The organism is Cystobacter fuscus DSM 2262 (genome assembly GCF_000335475.2).
Taxonomy (GTDB): domain Bacteria; phylum Myxococcota; class Myxococcia; order Myxococcales; family Myxococcaceae; genus Cystobacter; species Cystobacter fuscus.
In genome coordinates this window covers 311,865-330,175 of the sequence record NZ_ANAH02000001.1, presented here as the reverse complement: position 1 = coordinate 330,175, position 18,311 = coordinate 311,865, and the positions used below count along the sequence as shown (strand labels likewise).

Here is an 18,311-nt window from a genome sequence, read left to right as displayed (position 1 = left end):
GACGGATAACACACCCCGGCCCTGGACGAAGGGGTGGAGGGGACAGACGAGCGGGCGGGCGCCGTTCCTCCGGTCCGGGCCCTGGGTCCACCAGAGGACGGAGCCGGGCGCCGGGGCGCGTTTTGTTGTCGATCGGAAGCCTGCCCTGGCACGGGTGCCCTGGGGGGCTGTGAGACCTTCCGTGGGGACTTAAATTTCCACGGTGAAAATCGAGCGGCGGTGGGACGTCCTGGTGGTGGGGGGCGGTGCGAGTGGGACGTTGCTGGTGACCCAGCTCCTGCGAAACGCACCCGGCCCGTTGCGGGTGGCGCTGGTGGAGCGGGAGGCCCGCACGGGACCGGGGCTGGCCTACTCCACCTCCCATTCGAGTCATCTTCTCAATGTCCCGGTGGGGCGGATGAGCGCCTTTCCGGATGACCCCGAGCACTTCCTGCGCTGGATGCGCCGGGTGGAACCCGACACGGACCCGGGTGACTTCGTTGCCCGCCAGCGCTATGGCCAGTACCTCGAGGCGCTCCTCCGGGAGAGCCGGCGCGCCGCGGCGCCGGGCGTCGTGTTGGAGTTGATCCGGGGCGAGGTCTCGGCGCTCTCCGAGGAGGATGGCGTCGTCCGGGTGTCGCTCGCCCAGGGCCCGTCGCTCGAGGCGCGCGCGGTGGTGCTGGCCCTGGGCAATGCCTCGCCCGCCGACCTGCCCGTGGACGGGGGCGGCCTCTTCGAGAGCGTGAACTACGTGCGCTCGCCCTGGGCCCCGAGAGCCCTGGAGCACATCGAGCCGCACCACTCGGTGTTGCTCGTGGGCACGGGCCTGACGATGGTGGACACGGTGCTCTCGTTGGCCGAGCGCAACCACGAGGGCCGCATCCACGCCCTGTCCCGGCATGGCCTGCTGCCCCAGGTCCACCGTCCCGGCGTCCAGCCAAGTCCGCCGCCGCGCTTCTCCGAGCCGCGCAGCACGCGAGCGCTCTTCCACGAGCTGCGCCGCGAAATCGAGGGCTTGCCCGAGGGGAGTGACTGGCGGTGCGTGGTGGATGGGTTGCGGCCGGTGACGGCCTCGCTCTGGCGCGGCCTGCCCGTGCCGGCCCAGCGCCGCTTCCTGCGTCACCTGAGGACCCTGTGGGACGTGCACCGTCACCGCATGGCCGCCTCGGTGGCGGACACCCTCGCGCAGCTGCGGCGTGCCGGGGTGCTGCACGTCCACGCGGGGCGCTTGCGTGGCTTCCAGATGTTGGAGGAGGGCTGGGTGGAGGCCCGCGCGCGGCCTCGCGGGGTGGTGTTCGAGGCCACCTTCCGCGTCCAGCACGTCATCAACTGCACCGGCCCCGACTGCTCCTTCTCCCGGGGCCAGCCCCTGCTGCGCTCGCTGCTGGAGTCCGGCCTGGCCCGGCGCGATGCCCTGGGGCTCGGGCTCTCCACGGACGAGGGAGGCGCGCTGCTCGACGGCCAGGGCCAGCCCTCCGCGGTGCTCTTCACCCTCGGGCCGCTGCGCCGGGGCGAGCTGTGGGAGAGCACGGCGGTGCCGGAGATCCGCGACCAGGCCGCCGCGCTGGCCTGGCGGCTGCGGCGCGAGCTCGCCGCGCGCCCGGATGCGTTCGCTTCCCGTGATGTCCATCCCTTGTCGTGAGGAGACTTCTTCTTTCCCATGGGCCTTCAAATCGACTGCGAGAAGTTCGAGACCCAGGAATACGAGGCCTTCGGCGAACGACTCACCGAGAGCCTCGAGGTGTTGCGCGCCCTGATGGCGCGGCCGGGCTTCGGTGAGGGCGCGCCGTCACTCGGCGCCGAGCTGGAGATGTTCCTCGTGGACGCCCACGGACGGCCCCTTCCGGTGAACCGGCAGGTGCTGGGTCAGACGAAGGATCCGCGGGTGACGGTGGAGCTCAACCGCTTCAACATCGAGTGCAACCTGCGGCCGGGGCCCCTGGCGGGACGTCCCTTCTCGGCGATGCGCGCGGAGTTCGAGAGCGCGCTGGCGGAGGTGGCGCGCGCGGCGGCCACGCAGGGGGCGCGCGTGGCGGTGATGGGCATCCTCCCCACGCTGCGCGAGGCGGACCTGCGGCCGGGCTCGCTCACGGCGATGCCGCGCTACCGCGCCATGTCCACCTCCATCCGCCGCAGCCGGGGCGAGGCGCCCTTCCGCGTGGTCATCCAGGGGGAGGATCCGCTCTCCCTGGAGTGGGACGACGTGACGCTCGAGGGGGCCAACACCTCGTTGCAGTACCACTTGAGGGTGCTCCCGGCGGACTTCGCGCGCTTGTACAACGCGTGCCAGCTCGCCACGGCGCCGGTGCTGGCGGTGAGCGGCAACTCGCCCTTCCTCCTGGGCCGGCGGCTGTGGGACGAGACGCGCGTGGCGCTCTTCCGCCAGGCGGTGGATGACCGGGGCGAGGGCTCTGGCGAGGCGCCCCGGCCCGGACGCGTCAGCTTCGGCCACGGCTGGGCGCGCGAGGGCGCGTGGGAGCTGTTCGCCGAGTCGGTGGCGCTGCACCCGCCGCTGCTGCCGGTGCTGGCGCCGGCGTCCCCCCGGGAGCACCTGACCGAGGACGGCCTGCCGCGGCTCGAGGAGCTGCGCCTGCACCAGGGTACGGTGTGGAACTGGAACCGCGCCATCTACGACCCCGCCGATGGGGGCCACCTGCGCATCGAGATGCGCGCGCTGCCCGCGGGCCCCACGGTGGAGGACATGCTGGCCAACGGGGCTCTGCTCCTGGGCCTCACGCTGGGACTGGGCGGCGAGGTGGAGCGGCTCTTGCCCTCCATGCCCTTCGCCTACGCCCAGGACAACTTCCTGCGCGCCGCGCGCCACGGCCTGGACGCGGTGCTCCTGTGGCCCGAGCGTCCCGGCCACGCTCCCCGGGCCCTGCCCGCTCCGGACCTGGTGCGGCGGCTGCTGCCCGTGGCCCGGGAGGGGCTGGTGGGCGCGGGCGTGGACCCGGACGAGGCCGACGCGCTCCTGGGCATCATCCAGGCCCGGGTGGGCGCCGGGTGCACGGGGGCACGCTGGCAACGGAAGATGTTGGCCTACCTGGAAGCACACATGCCCCGACCCGATGCCCTGGGGGCCTTGCTGGAGCGATATTTGACCCATGCGGCGTCCGGCAGGCCGGTCCACGAGTGGCCGGGAGCGTGAAAAGCGGTGGGGAGTGCTTCCGCGCTTGCGACGAGGGCCTGACCTTTGCGACGCTCCAACCCTCTTGCATGCCCCTCGTTTCGTTGGTCTGCCCTGGTGAGTGAGCCTGTTGCCGCGAAGGTCCTCGTCGTCGAGGACAATCGAACCATGCTGGCCCTGATGCAGTACTACCTGAGCAAGGACTTCACGGTCTTCCTCGCCAGGTCCGCTGAAGAAGCACTCGAAGTGCTTCAGCGGGAGCAACTGCACGCGGTCGTATCGGATCAAAACCTTGGGGACGGCTTGATGGGAGTGGACCTCCTCAAGCGGGTCTCCGAGCTCCAACCCCATGCCGCGCGCATCCTGGTGACGGCATCCCAGAAGCTGGAGGACGCCCAGAAGGCCATCAATGAAGCGCGGGTGAATCACTTCCTCACCAAGCCCTTCACCGAGCAGGAACTGAAGAACACCGTGGGCCAGGCGGTGCACAACGCCGCGCTGGTGGCCATCCGCGACAAGATGGTGCAGGAGCTCAAGGAGCAGCTCGGGCTGCGTCCGGCCAAGCCGGCGGCGGGGCGTTCGCCCCCCTCGAGCACCCGCATCAAGACGGTGGAGCCGCGCGCGCCGGATGCCAAGGGCGGCGGCAACCAGCCGCTCATCCCGGAGAGCGAGCGGCTCGCCTTCCGCGATGGCCTCACGGGCCTCTACAACCACCGCTACTTCCAGGAGGCGCTGAGCGCGGGTCTGTTGAGCGCGCGGCGCCGCGAGCAGAAGTTGATGCTGGTGCTCGTCGACATCGACGGCTTCCGGCGCTTCAACCTCTCGCGCGGCTACGCCGAGGGCGACAAGCTGCTGCGCCGCGTGGCCCAGTTGGTGACGGAGCTGATGGAGGATCCCGTCACCCACGCGCGCAGCGACAACTCCTCGGAGATCGCCGCCCGCTACGACTGGGACGTGTTCGGCGTGGTGCTGTGCAACGCGGACGTGGAGCGGGCACGCACCTACGCGGAGAAGCTGCGCAAGGCGGTGGAGGAGCTCGACTTCCCGGAGGGCACGGGCGGCGGACAGGGCGAGGTGACGGTGAGCGCCGCCATCTCCGTCTTCCCGGATCCAGCCCGCTCCGAGCAGGATCTCATCTCCTTCGCGGAGAAGGCCCTGCGCGCCTCCAAGCTGGTGGGCCCCAACCGGGTGGTCATCGCCAACCAGGGCTGAGGGCCGCTCCGCCCGGCCGTCGATACGGCCGGGGGGAGCACGGTGGTCACCCGGGGAGGGCGGGCTCGCGCTCCCGCCCCCTTCTCCCGGGAGCCCCGGATGATGAAGGTGCCCGTTTCAGTCGTCGGTATTGTTCACGACGACCACCTGGGTGTCCGCGATGTGGTCGTGAAGGCAGCGGCGCTGCTCGGTGAAGATGCAGAGCGTGTCGACGAGGCTGAAGACGTTCCAGGTGCACATGCCGATGAGCGCCGGCACCACGTTGCGCAGGAAGATGAGCCGGGCGAGGTCCACGGGACCGCCATCGGTGCGCACCACCTTGATGTGCATCATGCGCTTGCCCAGGCTCTGCCCCACGGTGGCGAGCAGGTAGAGCTGGTAGCCCGCGACGCCCAGGGAGCCCAGCAGCCCCAAGCCGATCACGAGCAGGGAGCTCTCGACTCCGCCGCCCGACAGCAGGATGCCGAGGAACGAGCACGCGAGAATCGGCGCCACCAGGGCGAGCTGATCCACGAGGACCGCGACGAAGCGGGCACCGCGGTCGGCGAGCGGGGGCCGGATGAGCGGCAGACACGTCGTGCAGTAGTCCTGCCGGTCGTGCGCGACCTGGAAGCACTGCTCGCACGCGTAGTTGCCGCACCGGTTGCACAGGGTGACGGCGCGCTGCTCGGCATGCAGGGCACAGAAGGCGCCTGGGCGCTGGGGCGCGGAGATCTCGGGTTCGGACATGGGTGCTTGCATGTTCGCAGCGCGGCGGCACCCCGCTCAAGGGCTTACCCCCCGGGCTCCTCCTCGCCGCCGCGCCGCAGGCCGAGCCGCCGACGCAGCTCGCGGGCGGACTGGCGGCTCACCTCCACCGTGTGGCCGCGGGCCGTGCGCGCCAGGTAGCCCCCCGTCTCCAGGGGCTCCAGGCGCGTGACCTGGGCGAGGTTGAGCAGGGCGCGGCGGTGCACCCGGTAGAAGCCCTCGGTGGGCAGCCGGTCCGCCAGCTCCTGCAGGCTGAAGTCGGTGAGGTAGTCGCCCTGGAGGGTGAAGATGGTGACGAGCTCGTCCTCGAGCGTGGCGTGGGAGATGCTCTCCGGCGCCACCAGGACGATGCCCTGGCGGGTGGGGATGGGCAGCCGATCCAGGCGGACGGGCTCCTGGGGGGGAGGCGCGAAGCGGGCGCGCGCGCGGTCCAGGGCCTTCTGCAGGCGCGAGGCCTCCACGGGCTTGAGCACGTAGTCCACGGCGCCGTGCTCGAAGGCCTCCACGGCGTGGCCGGGGTGGGCGGTGATGAGGATGACCTGGGGGCCGCCCTCGGGAAGCAGGGCGAGCGCGTCCAGGCCACTGAGCCCGGGCATGTGGATGTCGAGCAGCACCACGTCCACGCCCCCGGCGCGCACCGTGTCGAGCACGGCCTGCGCGTCGCAGACCTCGCCGCACACGGTGGTGCCGGGCAGGGCCGCCAGCAGGCGCGCGAGGCGCTTGCGCGCGACCAGCTCGTCATCCGCGATGAGGATACGCAGGGGAGGGCTCACGGACGCGCAGTGTAGGCCACGCTCAGGGCTCGCGGGGAAGCTGGCGCACCTGGAAGCCCGCGCGCTCGAGCAGGGCGAGCAGTCCCTCCGGCCCCACCAGGTGCCCGGCGCCCACCACCACGAAGTGCGTCTCCGGCGCGTCGACCAGCCCGGCCAGCTTGTCGGCCATCCGCCGGTTGCGGGTGTAGAAGAGGGCCTCGTAGAAGGGCTGGAAGGCGGGCTCCTTCGCCTGGGTGAAGAGCAGGTCCGCGAGGGCGCTGGGATTGCCTCCCTCCCACGCGGTGCTCATCCGCGCCATGTTGACCGCCGTCAGGGGCGACTGCTCGATCATCTCGCGCAGCATGAGCTCCTGCACCGGATCCGGCAGGCTCGCGAGCATGCCCAGCTGCCCTTCCATCGTCTCCAGCTCCACGATGCGCTTGGTGTCGCGGGCCTTCGCCAGCAACAGCCGATCGATTCCCCCCGCCTCCGAGTAGCCCGCCCGTTGCAGCTCCAGCACGGAGAGGGTGATGTAGAGCAACCAGGGCCGCATGCGCTCGACGGCCGCGGGGGGCAGTCCCACCTTCGCGAGCAGCTCGGGCAGGCGGCTCCGGGTCTCCTCGCTCAGGTGCGCCTGGAGTCCATCCGGAGGGGCATAGGTGCCCAGGCGCAGCACCAGCTTCTGGGTCTCCTTCGCGTTGGCTTGGGCCTTGTCCGGATCCAGCTCCACCACCAGCGCCTGGGAGCGCGCGAGCGCGGCCTCCAGGGAGGGTGGGAAGGTGAACTGGCCCGGCAGGCCCAGGTGGATGGAGCCGGTGAGGTAGAGCGGCTTGTCCGGAGCGCCCGGCCGCGTCACCTCCCAGAGGAAGGCGGGGGGCTGGGCCACGGCGGCGGGGGCTTGCGCGGAGGTCGTGGCGCAAGCGGTGGCGAGCAGGGCGACGAGCAGCAGCGGGAATCGGAGGGGTCGCATGAGTGGGCGCGAGCCTGCCATGCCCCATGGGGGGGGTGGAGTGTGCTCCCGTCGGGCGGGGGACGCTTCACGCCGTTATCGGGCTTGCCTCCACGGAAATTCGTGTTTTGCTAGGTGCACGGACATTCTCCAACCAGGGAGGCCCCGATGAAGTACTTCGCGGTGCGGTGGGTTCATTCGGATCCGGAGTATCCGGTCCTGCGTCTTGGCGAGTACGACGGTGGGGGGTGGGAGCAGCGGAAGATCGATGTCTACCGGGATGGGCGGGTGGGCTTCGCGGATGCGCACGAGGAGCGCGACGCGGAGCTGGCCCTGGTGCCGATGCCCGGCCTGGAGGAGATCGCCGCCGAGACGGAGTCGGCGCCCCTGGAAATCACCCGGGCGGAGTTCGAGCGGCTCTGGGAGCAGCGCCGGGCGGGGGGCGCTTACTGGAAGGCCGCGCTGCTCACGACGACGCGCGGGAACTTCCTTCGGGGGTGAGCGGAAGTTCCAGCGTGGCCACGGCGCCCTGGCCGGGGCCCTCGCTCTCCAGGGTGAGGCGGCCCTCGAGCATCCGCGCCGCCAGTGCGCTCGAGTGCAGCCCGAAGCCGTGGCCGTCCTTGCGCGTGGTGAAGCCGTGGATGAACAGGCTGTCCATCAGCTCCGGCGCGATGCCCACGCCGCTGTCCGTCACCTGGATGCGCGCCACGTTGCCTTCGGCCTCCAGCCTCACCCAGAGGTCGCGCTGGCGCTCGGGCACTCCGTCCAGCGCGTGTTTGGCGTTGCTCAGCAGGTTGATGAGGATCTGCAACACCTTGTGCTTGTCCACGTTCACCGGGGGCACCCGCGACAGCTCCCGATGGACGGTGATGCCGTGACGCCGCAAGGACTCCAGTTGGATGCGCAGCGCGTCGTCGACGAGCTGGGACAGCTCGCACTCCTCCCGCATCAGTGAGTTGCGCGCATACGTCTGCTGCACCTGGACGATGGCGCGGATGTGCTCGATGTGCCGGTTCATCGCCGCCATGTCCTCCATCAGGCGCGTCTGCTCGCGCATCATCTCGTCGCCGAGCGCCACCAGGTATTCCGGCATCTGGCCGCCCCGCGGATCCTTCGTCAGGAAGTCCGCCAGGGACTCCCGGTGCTCCAGCAGCAGGGCGCCGGCCTGCCTCACCCGGCCCACGCGCAGGGCGCCCGCGGTCTTGCTCATCATCTCCAGGTCGACGACGGCACTGGTGAGCACGTTGCCCACGTTGTGCAGCACGTTGGAGGCCACCTCCGCCATACCCACCTCGCGCGCGGTGTCCACCAGGCGCGCCTGGGCTTGCTTGAGCTCGCGCGTGCGCTCCTCCACCCGCCGCTCCAGCTCGTCATTGGCCCGGCGCAGCTCCGTCCGGGCGCGCTGCACGTCCGCGTACAGTCGCGCGTTCTCGATGGAGATGGCCGCCTGCGACGCGAGGTGTCCCAGCAGCGCCAGGCGTGCCGGGCTGAAGGCGTTGGTGGCCAGGTCGTTCTCCAGGTACAGGGCCCCGGAGAAGTGCTCCCGCCGCAGCAGGGGCAGGCACAACACCGAGCGGGCTCCGCCGCGCGCCAGGTACGCATCGGAGGAGAACGCATGGGGCTGGGAGGCATCGCCGATGAGCACGTGTTCGCGCGTGCGCCGGACATAGGCCAGGAGGGTCCACGGCAGCTCGTGGTGGTGTCCCTCGTCCAAGGCCACCAGGGCGCCCTCCGGCGAGGTCTGGAAGAGGGCCGCCACCGCGAGCGTGTTTTCCCCAGGCAGCAGCAGGGCACCCTTCTGGGCGCCGGCGTTCTCCATCGCCGCCCGTATCAGCGCCGTCACCAGGCGCTCCAGCTCGATCTCTCCGGAGACGGCCTGCTGGGCCTTGACCACCGTGAGCGCGTCGATGCGGGTGGAGTCCGTGCTGCTGGTGCTCAGCGCTTCCTGGGGGGAGTGGGTGGGCGCGAGCTCTGGCCACAGGGACTCCAGGTGCTGGACCTTGGCCCGCGCTCCCCACCGTTGATAGGCCGCCCGGGCCTCGCGCGCGAAGGCGTGGGCGACGATGGGCGCCTCGCGCGTGCGCCAGAAGTTCGCCGCGAGCTCACTGGCCAGCCCCACGTACTGGATGGCGCCGTTCTCCCGGGCCGAGCGGATGGCCTGCTCGTAGGCCCGTGTCGCCTCCTCCGCGTGCCCCAGGAGCCGGGCCCGCTCCGCGAAGACGAGCCGCTCGAGCGCGCGGAAGTTCTCCGGGCAATTCTCCGCCCACTCCGCGAGCTGCTGGTGGTGCCGCTCGATGGCCTCCATCCACTCCCGCTGCTGCTCGGGCGAGGCCCCCGCGAAGCACGCGGCCAGGGTCAGGGCGCGGTAGAGGTGGCCTTCGCGGGCATTGAGGTGGCCAGGGCTGGCCCACAACAACCCGGCTGCTTTGTCCGCCGCTTCTCGGGCTTCCCCGTAGGCGCCGCACATGAAGCGCGACTGCATCTTGGTGACCCAATAGTTGCACTGCGCGCCGCCCGTGCGCTCGGGCTTCATCCGCGCTTCGTAGGCCCGTTCATCGAAGCCCTCTCCATCCAGGGTGGAGAATGACAGGGAGTGGCCGCGCAGCTGTTGCACGTAGCGCTGAATCACCAGGAGCCAGTCCTGGGGATCCACGAAGCCCGTCTTGCCCAGGTACTCGGCGCGTACGAGCGACTCCTGGTAGACCTCGTCCAGGGAGTGCCCCATGGCCAGGCGATTGGCGAAGAGATAGACGCTGCAGTAGCAGGCGGGCGCGATGTCGCCCACTTGAAGCGCATGCCGCAGGCCGTTGAGGAGCAGTTCCTGCGCTCGGGCGAGGGGTTGGACCCAGTAGCTGCTGAACTGCATGCCGAGCAGCACGCCACCCCGGCGGGCGGACAGGTGGTAGCGCTCGACGAAGCCGAGGGCGAGCCGTGCGAAGGCATGGCCTTCCCGGTAGCGCTTGAAGAACGAGCCGGTGATGACGCCGAACCAGGCGTACCCGGACACGGCGCCGTCCACGAAGCCGTGGCGCAGGGTCAGGGAGACCATCTGGCTCAGGATGATGACGAGCAGGTGGGGGTTGCTGGAGGAGTAGGCGCCGGGGAAGAGCTTGAAGAGGGCGACGACGGCCATCTTCATGTCCGGGTTGGTCATGAGGGGCAACTCGAGGAGGCTCTCGATGGGGCGCTGCCCCAGCAGGGTCCACACCTCCTCGTGGGCGGCCACGGCCTCCTCCCGGGTGGGGTTCGGCGAGACGGGCATGCCCAGCCGCGCCAGGCACTCCAGCATGGAGTTCATGCCCTCCCGGAACTTTCCCGTGCCCAGGTGGACATCCATGAGCAGCACGTGGACGGCCACGGTGTCCGCGCGGGAGCGTGACCGGGGGAGGAGTGACTCGGCGAGACGTTGTGCCACGAAGGGGTCGCCGCTCATGAGCTCCGTGCGCGCCTGGGCGAGTCGCACCTGGAAGGACAGGGCGGGGTCCGTCTCCCAGGGGTCCCCGGGAATGAGCGCGAAGGCCGTCCAGAAGTAGGTGAGGGCGGGGCGCAGCGCGAGCGCGGCCTGGGCCTTCCTGCCCGCCTCGGCGTTGAGCCGCGCGAGCTGGTGGCGCTCGGTGGGATCCTCCATGAGCGCCAACCCGGCGTTGAGCTGGCTCACCACCTCGAAGAGCGACTCGCGCACCTGCTCCGGCGACAGGCTCTGGAGCAGCAGCCGGCCGATGCGCAGGTGCACCTGCTGGCGCTTCTCCTCGGAGCTGAGCGAATGGGCCGCCTGCTGGATGCGGTCGTGCAGGAATCGGTACGTCTCCGGACCCACGCGCCCCAGCAGGCCTTCGCGCAGCGCGGGCTCCAGGCCCTGCTCCACCTGCTCCACCTCGGACAGTCCCGCGAGGGTGCCCAACATCTGGAGCGAGAAGACGGCGCCCGCGCACGCCGCCAGTTGCAGCAGGTGCTGCGTGCCCGGGAGGAACTGGCGCAGCCTGCCCACCATGAAGTCGACGATGTTCTCCGAGTAGTCCCGGGCCCGTACTCCCTCGGCATCCCACCGCCAGCCTCCTTTCGGCAGGCGCACGAGCAGGCCATCCTGATGGAGTGTCACCAGCAGTTGCCGCAGGAAGAAGGGGTTGCCTCCCGTCTTCTCGTGCACCAGCACCGCGAGGGGAGAAACCACCTCCTGGCCCGCTCCTGGGAGCGTCTCGCCCACCAACTCCTCCACCTGCTCCACGCGCAGCGGCTCCAGCCGGAGGTCCGTGAGGCGCGTGCCCGCCTCGCGCGCCTTCTCCAACATCGTCATCAGCGGGTGCGAAGGGCCCACCTCGTTGTCCCGGTAGGCGCCGAGCCACAACACGGGGGGAGTCTCCGGTTGGCACAGCATCTGCTCGAGCGGCCACAGGCTGGCGGAGTCCGCCCACTGCAGGTCATCCAGGAACACCACCACCGGGTGCTCCTTCGTGGAGAACACCGCCGTGAACTGGCGCACCACCCGGAAGAGGCGCTGCTGCGCCTCGCTGGCGGGCAACTCCTGGAGCGCGGGCTGTGGACCCACGAGGACTTCCAGTTGGGGCACCAGGTCCACGAGCACCTGTCCCTCGCCGTCCCACGCCCGGTTCACCTGCTCGCGCCACCGGGCGAGTTCCTCTTCGCTGCCGGCGAGCAGTTGCTGCACCAGCCCGCGCAGGGTCTGGGCCAGGGTGGCGTAGGGGATGTCCCGTTGGAACTGGTCGAACTTGCCGTTCAGGAAGAACCCGCGCCGCCGCACCACCGGCTTGTACAGCTCGTGCACCAGCGAGGACTTGCCGATGCCCGAGTAACCACTGAGCAGCAGCAACTCCGGCCGGCCCGTGCGCGTCACGCGCTCGAAGCCCTCGAGCAGGGCCGCCACCTGCGCCTCACGCCCATAGAGCCGTTGCGGCAGTTGGAAGCGTTGGGGCGTGTCCTGGGTCCCCAGGGGGAACACCTCCCGCACGCCCTGGCCGAGTGCCTCGTGGCAGCGCTCCAGATCGGCCTTCAAGCCCTCGGCGCTCTGGTATCGCTCCTCGGCTACCTTGGCCAGCAGCTTCATGACGAGCGCGGACAAGGCGGGCGGCACCTGGGGATTCAGCTCGTGGGGCGGCTTCGGGCGCTGCGTCAGGTGCGCATGAAACCACTCGAGCGCGTCCCTGGCTTGAAAGGGCCTGCGCCCCGTGAGCAGCTCGTAGAAGGTGACACCCAGCGAGTAGAAGTCCGTGCGGTGGTCCACCACGCGGTTCATCCGCCCGGTCTGCTCGGGCGACATGTACGCCAGCGTGCCCTCGATGAGATGCGCGGGGGCCGCCTCCAGGTGCTCCACCCGCTGCAACGTCGCGACACCGAAGTCGATGAGTCGCGCCTCGCCGGATGGCTCCAGGATGATGTTGGAGGGCTTGATGTCCTTGTGGATGATGTCGCGGAGGTGGACCTCGGCCAGGGTGGAGACCAGCGAGAGGGCCAGACTCAAGAACCGGGAGACCTCCATCGGCTGGCCCGTGGCCTCGGACAGGGGCTCGCCCTGTATCCGCTCCAGCAGGAGCACCGGCCGCTCGTGAATCCGCTCGTAGGCGTAGGGCCTGGTCACCCCACGTACGTCCCGCAGCCGCTGCAGGATGGCGAACTCCCGCCGGTAGCGCTCGTTCTCGCTGGCGCCGGGGGAGGGGGCCAGGGGCGTCTTGAGGATGACGGGGACACCATCGGCCTCGCGCACCGCGTGGAACAGCACGTTCGAGCCCTTGGCCAGGAGGGTACCTAGGACCTTGTAACCTGGGATGTCCAACATGAAGACGTGTCCTCTTGGGCCAGCTCCTCGGGGACGCATGGCGCCAGCACTCCCGAGCGTATGCCGTTCCAGGCGGGGCACGGCGAGTGGAAGTGCACCCTCGCGGGTGCTTCTCGGGCGCATGCTCGTCGTGGTACTGGGCACGGCTTGGGATGATGGGACCGCATGAGCGTATGCCGCGCGGGTGGACTGGCGGGGCCGCTGGGCGGGCCCTCGGATTGGAAGGCCACTCTGCTCACGACGACGCGCGGGGACTCCCGTCGGAGGTGAGCGGAAGCTCCAGCGTGGCCACGGCGCCCTGGCCGGGACCCGCGCTCTCCAGGAGGAGGCGGCCCTTGAGCATCTGTGCCGCCAGCGCGCTCGAGTGCAGCCCGAAGCCGTGGCCGTCCTTGCGCGTGGTGAAGCCGTGGGTGAACAGGCTGTCCATCAGCTCCGGCGCGATGCCCACGCCGCTGTCCGCCACCTGGATGCGCGCCACGCCTCCCTCGGCCACCAGTCTCACCCAGAGGTCGCGCCGGCCCTCGGGCACTCCGTCCAGCGCGTGTTCGGCGTTGCTCAGCAGGTTGATGAGGATCTGCAGCACCTTGTGCTTGTCCACCTTCACCCGGGGCAGCTCCGACACTTCCCGATGGACGGTGACGCCGTGACGCCGTAGGGACGCCAGCTGGATGCGCAGCGCGTCGTCGATGAGCTGGGACAGCTCGCACTCCTCCGTCATCAGCGAGTTGCGCGCATACGTCTGCTGCACCTGGACGATGGCGCGGATGTGCTCGATGTGCCGGTTCATCGCCGCCATGTCCTCCATCAGGCGCGTCTGCTCGCGCATCATCTCGTCGCCGAGCGCCACCAGGTATTCCGGCATCTGGCCGCCCCGCGGATCCTTCGTCAGGAAGTCCGCCAGGGACTCCCGGTGCTCCAGCAGCAGGGCGCCGGCCTGCCTCACCCGGCCCACGCGCAGGGCGCCCGCGGTCTTGCTCATCACCTCCATGTTGACGACGGCACTGGTGAGCACGTTGCCCACGTTGTGCAGCACGTTGGAGGCCACCTCCGCCATGCCCACCTCGCGTGCGGTGTCCACCAGGCGCGCCTGGGCTCGCGAGAGCTCGCGCGTGCGCTCTTCCACCCGCCGCTCCAGCTCGTCATTGGCCCGGCGCAGCTCCGTCCGGGCGCGCTGCACGTCCGCGTACAGTCGCGCGTTCTCGATGGAGATGGCCGCCTGCGACGCGAGGTGTCCCAGCAGCGCCAGGCGTGCCGGGCTGAAGGCGTTGGTGGCCAGGTCGTTCTCCAGGTACAGGGCCCCGGAGAAGTGCTCCTGCCGCATCAGGGGCAGGCACAGCACCGAGCGGGCTCCGCCGCGCGCCAGGTACGCATCGGAGGAGAACGCATGGGGCTGGGAGGCATCGCCGATGAGCACGTGTTCGCGCATGCGCCGGACATAGGTGAGGAGCGTCCACGGCAGCTCGTGGTGGTGTCCCTCGTCCGAGGCCACCAGGGCGCCCTCCGGCGAGGTCTGGAAGAGGGCCGCCACCGCGAGCGTGTTTTCCCCAGGCAGCAGCAGGGCACCCTTCTGGGCGCCGGCGTTCTCCATCGCCGCCCGCATCAGTGCCGTCACCAGGCGCTCCAGCTCGATCTCTCCGGAGACGGCCTGCTGGGCCTTGACCACCGTGAGCGCGTCGATGCGGGTGGAGTCCGTGCTGCTGGTGCTCAGCGCTTCCTGGGGGGAGTGGGTGGGCGCGAGCTCTGGCCACAGGGACTCCAGGTGCTGGACCTTGGCCCGCGCTCCCCACCGTTGATAGGCCGCCCGGGCCTCGCGCGCGAAAGCGTGGGCGACGATGGGCGCCTCGCGCGTGCGCCAGAAGTTCGCCGCGAGCTCACTGGCCAGCCCCACGTACTGGATGGCGCCGTTCTCCCGGGCCGAGCGGATGGCCTGCTCGTAGGCCCGTGTCGCCTCCTCCGCGTGCCCCAGCAGCCGGGCCCGCTCCGCGAAGACGAGCCGCTCGAGCGCGCGGAAGTTCTCCGGGCAATTCTCCGCCCACTCCGCGAGCTGCTGGTGGTGCCGCTCGATGGCCTCCATCCACTCCCGCTGCTGCTCGGGCGAGGCCCCCGCGAAGCACGCGGCCAGGGTCAGGGCGCGGTAGAAGTGGCCTTCGCGGGAATTGAGCGTGCCGAAGCAGGACCACAACAACCCGGCTGCTTTGTCCGCCGCATCGCGGGCTTCCCCGTAGGCGCCGCACATGAAGCGCGACTGCATCTTGAAGAGCCAGTAATGGCACCGCGAGCCGCCCAGTCGCTCGGGCGTCATCCGCGCCTCGTAGGCCCGTTCGTCGAAGCCCTCCCCGCTCAGGGTGGAGAATGACAGGGAGTGGCCACGCAGCTGTTGCACGTAGCGCTGCGCCACGACGAGCGCCTCCTGGGGATCCACGAAGCCCGTCTTGCGCAGGAACTCGTCGCGCACGAGCGACTCCTGGTAGACCTCGTCCAGGGAGTGCCCCATGGCCAGACGGTTGGTGACGAGATAGACGCTGCAATAGGTGGCGGGTGCGATGTCGCCCACTTGAAGCGTATACCGCAGGCCGTTGATGAGCAGTTCCTGCGCTCGGGCGAGGGGCTGGACCCAGTAGCTGCTGAACTGCATGCCGAGCAGCACATCCCCCCGGCGGGCGGACAGGTGGTAGCGCTCGACGAAGCCGAGGGCGAGCCGTGCGAAGGCAAAGCCTTCCCGGTAGCGCTTGAAGAACGAGCCGGTGATGACGCCGAACCAGGTGTACCCGGGCACGGCGGCGTCCACGACGCCGTGGCGCAGGGTGAGGGAGACCATCCGGCTCAGGATGATGATGAGCAGGTTTGGGTCGGAGGAGTAGGCGCCGGGGAAGAGCTTGAAGAGGGCGACGACGGCCATCTTCATGTCCGGGTCGGTCATGAGGGGCAGCTCGAGGAGGCTCTCGATGGGCCGCTGCCCCAACAGGGCCCACGCTTCCTCATGGGCGGCCACGGCCTCCTCCCAGGTGGGTTGCCACGGGACGGGCATGCCCAGCAGCTCCAGGCACTCCCGGATGGAGTTCATGCCCTCCAGGAACGCACCCGTGGCGAAGTGGATGTCCTGGGTCAGCATGTGGAGGGCCACGGTGTCCGCGCGGGTGCGGGCCCGGGGGCGGAACTCCTCGAGCTGGCGCCAGGCCTCGGAGGGCGAGCCGCTCAGCAGTTGCGTGCGCGCCTGGGCCAGTCGCACCTGGAAGGACAGGGCGGGGTCCGTCTCCCAGGGGTCCCCGGGAATGAGCGCGAAGGCCGTCGAGAAGTAGGTGAGGGCGGGGTGCAGCGCGAGCCCGGCCTGGGCCTTGGTCCCCGCCTCGGCGTTGAGTCGCGCGAGCTGGTGGCGCTCGGTGGGGTCCTCCATCAGCGCCAACCCGGCGTTGAGCTGGCTCACCACCTCGAAGAGCGACTCGCGCACCTGCTCCGGGGACAAGCCCTGGAGCAGCAGGCGGCCGATGCGCAGGTGCGCCTCCTGGCGCTGTGCCTCGGAGTTGAGCGAGTGGGCCGCCTGCTGGATGCGGTCATGCAGGAAGCGGTACGTCTCCGTGCCCACGCGCCCGAGCATGCCTTCGCGCAGCGCGGGCTCCAGGCCTCGCTCCACCTCCTCTTCCCCGGGGAGCCCCGAGAGGGTGCCCAACAGTTGGAGCGAGAAGACGGTGCCCGCGCACGCCGCCAGCCGCAGCAGGTGCTGGGTGTCCGGAGGAAACTGGCGCAGCTTGCCCACCAGGAAGTCGACGATGTTCTCCGAGTAGTCCCGGGCCCGCACTCCCTCGGCATCCCACCGCCAGCCTCCTTTCGGCAGGCGCACGAGCAGGCCCTCCTGGTGGAGCGTCACCAACAGTCGCAGCAGGAAGAAGGGGTTGCCCCCCGTCTTCTCGTACACCAGCTCCGCCAGGGGGGAGACCACCTCCCCGCCCGCTCCCGGGAGCGTCTCGCCCACCAACTCCTCCACCTGCTCCACGCGCAGCGGCTCCAGCCGGAGGTCCGTGAGGCGCGTGCCCGCCTCGCGCGCCTTCTCCAACATCGCCATCAGCGGGTGGGTGGGGCTCACCTCGTTGTCCCGGTAGGCGCCGAGCCACAACACCGGGGGACTCTCCGGATGGGACAGCATCTGCTCGAGCAGCCGCAGACTGGAGGGATCCGCCCACTGCAAGTCATCCAGGAACACCACCACCGGGTGCTCCTTCGTGGAGAACACCGCCGTGAACTGGCGCACCACCCGGAAGAAGCGCTGCTGCGCTTCGCTGGCGGGCAACTCCTGGAGCGCGGGCTGCCGGCCCACGAGCACTTCCAGTTGGGGCACCAGGTCCACGAGCACCTGGCCCTGGCCGTCCCACGCCCGGTTCACCTGCTCGCGCCACCGGGCGAGCTCCTCCTCGCTGCCGGCGAGCAGTTGCTGCACCAGCCCGCGCAGGGTCTGGGCCAGGGTGGCGTAGGGGATGTCCCGCTGGAACTGGTCGAACTTGCCGCTCAGGAACAGCCCGCGCCGCCGCACCACCGGCTTGTACAGCTCGTGCACCAGCGAGGACTTGCCGATGCCCGAGTAACCACTGAGCAGCAGCAACTCCGGCCGGCCCGTGCGCGTCACGCGCTCGAAGCCCTCGAGCAGGGAGGCCACCTGCGCCTCACGCCCATAGAGCCGTTGCGGCAGTTGGAAGCGTTGGGGCGTGTCCTGGGTCCCCAGGGGGAACTCTTCCCGCACGCCCTGGCCGAGTGCCTCGCGGCAGCGCTCCAGATCGGCCTTCAAGCCCTCGGCGCTCTGGTAGCGCTCCTCGGCCACCTTGGCCAGCAGCTTCATGACGAGCGCGGACAAGGCCGGCGGCAGCTGGGGATTCAGCTCGTGGGGCGGCTTGGGTTTCTGCGCCAGGTGCGCGTGAAACCACTCGAGCGCGTCCTTGGCCTGGAAGGGCCTGCGCCCCGTGAGCAGCTCGTAGAAGGTGACGCCCAGCGAATAGAAATCCGTGCGGTAGTCCACCACGCGGTTCATCCGCCCGGTCTGCTCGGGTGACATGTACGCCAGCGTGCCCTCGATGAGATGCGCGGGGGCCGCCTCCAGGTGCTCCACCCGCTGCAACGTCGCCACGCCGAAGTCGATGAGTCGCGCCTCGCCGGACGGCTCCAGGAGGATGTTGGAGGGCTTGATGTCCTTGTGGATGATGTCGCGGAGGTGGACCTCGGCCAGGGTGGAGACCAGCGAGAGGGCCAGACTCAAGAACCGGGAGACCTCCATCGGCTGACCCGTGGTCTCGGACAGGGGTTCGCCCTGCACCCGCTCCAGCAGGAGGACGGGCCGCTCGTGAATCCGCTCGTAGGCGTAGGGCCTGGCCACCCCGCGCACGTCCCGCAGCCGCTGCAGGATGGCGAACTCCCGCCGGTAGCGCTCGTTCTCGCTGGAGCCGGGGGAGGGGGCCAGGGGCGTCTTGAGGATGACGGGGACACCATCGGCCTCGCGCACCGCGTGGAACAGCACGTTCGAACTCGTCGCGCGGAGCGTGCCAAGGACTCTGTAACCCGGGATGTCCAACATGAAGAGGTGTCCTCGTGGACGAGCTTCACTCCTTGGTGAAGCAGGGCGCCAGCACTCCTGAGCGTATGTCGTTCCCGGCGGGGCGCGGCGAGTGGAAACGCTCCCACTCGTAGGTGCTTCCTGGGCGCATGCTCGTCGTGGTACCGGGCACGGCGCCTCCCGGGAAGAGACGGGCCGCCTGGAGGTTCGTGAAGACG

General features: G+C 70.1%; 9 protein-coding genes. 4 read left to right on the top strand and 5 right to left on the bottom strand.

Annotation, left to right across the window (positions count from 1 at the left end; all coding sequences use genetic code 11):
• Nucleotides 1–202 precede the first annotated feature (202 nt).
• From D187_RS01230 to D187_RS01220, 3 genes are all read left to right on the top strand, one after another.
• Entirely contained in the window at nucleotides 203–1,621 is a 1,419-nt protein-coding gene (locus D187_RS01230; protein WP_002622089.1) for an FAD/NAD(P)-binding protein, read from the top strand.
• Between the two features lie 18 nt (nucleotides 1,622–1,639).
• Entirely contained in the window at nucleotides 1,640–3,127 is a 1,488-nt protein-coding gene (locus D187_RS01225; protein WP_002622088.1) for a glutamate-cysteine ligase family protein, read from the top strand.
• A gap of 96 nt (nucleotides 3,128–3,223) precedes the next feature.
• Nucleotides 3,224–4,318 (top strand): GGDEF domain-containing response regulator, encoded by a 1,095-nt coding sequence (locus D187_RS01220; RefSeq protein ID WP_281171741.1) that lies wholly within the window; start codon nucleotides 3,224–3,226, stop codon nucleotides 4,316–4,318.
• A gap of 117 nt (nucleotides 4,319–4,435) precedes the next feature.
• On the opposite strand, the gene D187_RS01215 is transcribed toward D187_RS01220, so the two are convergent.
• Genes D187_RS01215 through D187_RS01205 form a run of 3 tightly spaced genes read right to left on the bottom strand, consistent with a single transcriptional unit; the run spans nucleotide 4,436 to nucleotide 6,787 of the window.
• Nucleotides 4,436–5,047, bottom strand: a complete 612-nt coding sequence (locus tag D187_RS01215) for an RDD family protein (protein WP_002622086.1) — start codon at nucleotides 5,045–5,047, stop codon at nucleotides 4,436–4,438.
• 44 nt (nucleotides 5,048–5,091) lie between these two features.
• Nucleotides 5,092–5,838: a LytR/AlgR family response regulator transcription factor gene (locus D187_RS01210; protein WP_002622085.1), complete on the bottom strand. Its 747-nt coding sequence runs from the start codon at nucleotides 5,836–5,838 to the stop codon at nucleotides 5,092–5,094.
• A gap of 22 nt (nucleotides 5,839–5,860) precedes the next feature.
• Nucleotides 5,861–6,787, bottom strand: coding sequence for a TraB/GumN family protein (locus D187_RS01205; protein ID WP_002622084.1), 927 nt, complete (start codon nucleotides 6,785–6,787; stop codon nucleotides 5,861–5,863).
• Between the two features lie 147 nt (nucleotides 6,788–6,934).
• Here D187_RS01205 and D187_RS01200 point away from each other — a divergent pair, with 147 nt between their 5' ends.
• Nucleotides 6,935–7,267, top strand: coding sequence for a DUF6881 domain-containing protein (locus D187_RS01200; RefSeq protein ID WP_002622083.1), 333 nt, complete (start codon nucleotides 6,935–6,937; stop codon nucleotides 7,265–7,267).
• Here D187_RS01200 and D187_RS01195 read toward each other — a convergent pair.
• Together D187_RS01195 and D187_RS01190 are read right to left on the bottom strand one after the other, a co-directional pair.
• Entirely contained in the window at nucleotides 7,233–12,557 is a 5,325-nt protein-coding gene (locus tag D187_RS01195; RefSeq protein ID WP_020917711.1) for a trifunctional serine/threonine-protein kinase/ATP-binding protein/sensor histidine kinase, read from the bottom strand. The two genes, D187_RS01200 and D187_RS01195, sit on opposite strands and share 35 nt — an antisense overlap.
• 235 nt (nucleotides 12,558–12,792) lie before the next feature.
• Nucleotides 12,793–18,114, bottom strand: a complete 5,322-nt coding sequence (locus tag D187_RS01190) for a trifunctional serine/threonine-protein kinase/ATP-binding protein/sensor histidine kinase (protein ID WP_043427703.1) — start codon at nucleotides 18,112–18,114, stop codon at nucleotides 12,793–12,795.
• Nucleotides 18,115–18,311: the final 197 nt, after the last annotated feature.

Coding starts and splice junctions, on each gene's coding strand:
- D187_RS01215 (WP_002622086.1), bottom strand. CDS start 5,047: ATGTCCGAACCCGAGATCTCCGCGCCCCAGCGCCCAGGCGCCTTCTGT.
- D187_RS01195 (WP_020917711.1), bottom strand. CDS start 12,557: ATGTTGGACATCCCAGGTTACAAGGTCCTAGGTACCCTCCTGGCCAAG.
- D187_RS01225 (WP_002622088.1), top strand. CDS start 1,640: ATGGGCCTTCAAATCGACTGCGAGAAGTTCGAGACCCAGGAATACGAG.
- D187_RS01205 (WP_002622084.1), bottom strand. CDS start 6,787: ATGCGACCCCTCCGATTCCCGCTGCTGCTCGTCGCCCTGCTCGCCACC.
- D187_RS01200 (WP_002622083.1), top strand. CDS start 6,935: ATGAAGTACTTCGCGGTGCGGTGGGTTCATTCGGATCCGGAGTATCCG.
- D187_RS01190 (WP_043427703.1), bottom strand. CDS start 18,114: ATGTTGGACATCCCGGGTTACAGAGTCCTTGGCACGCTCCGCGCGACG.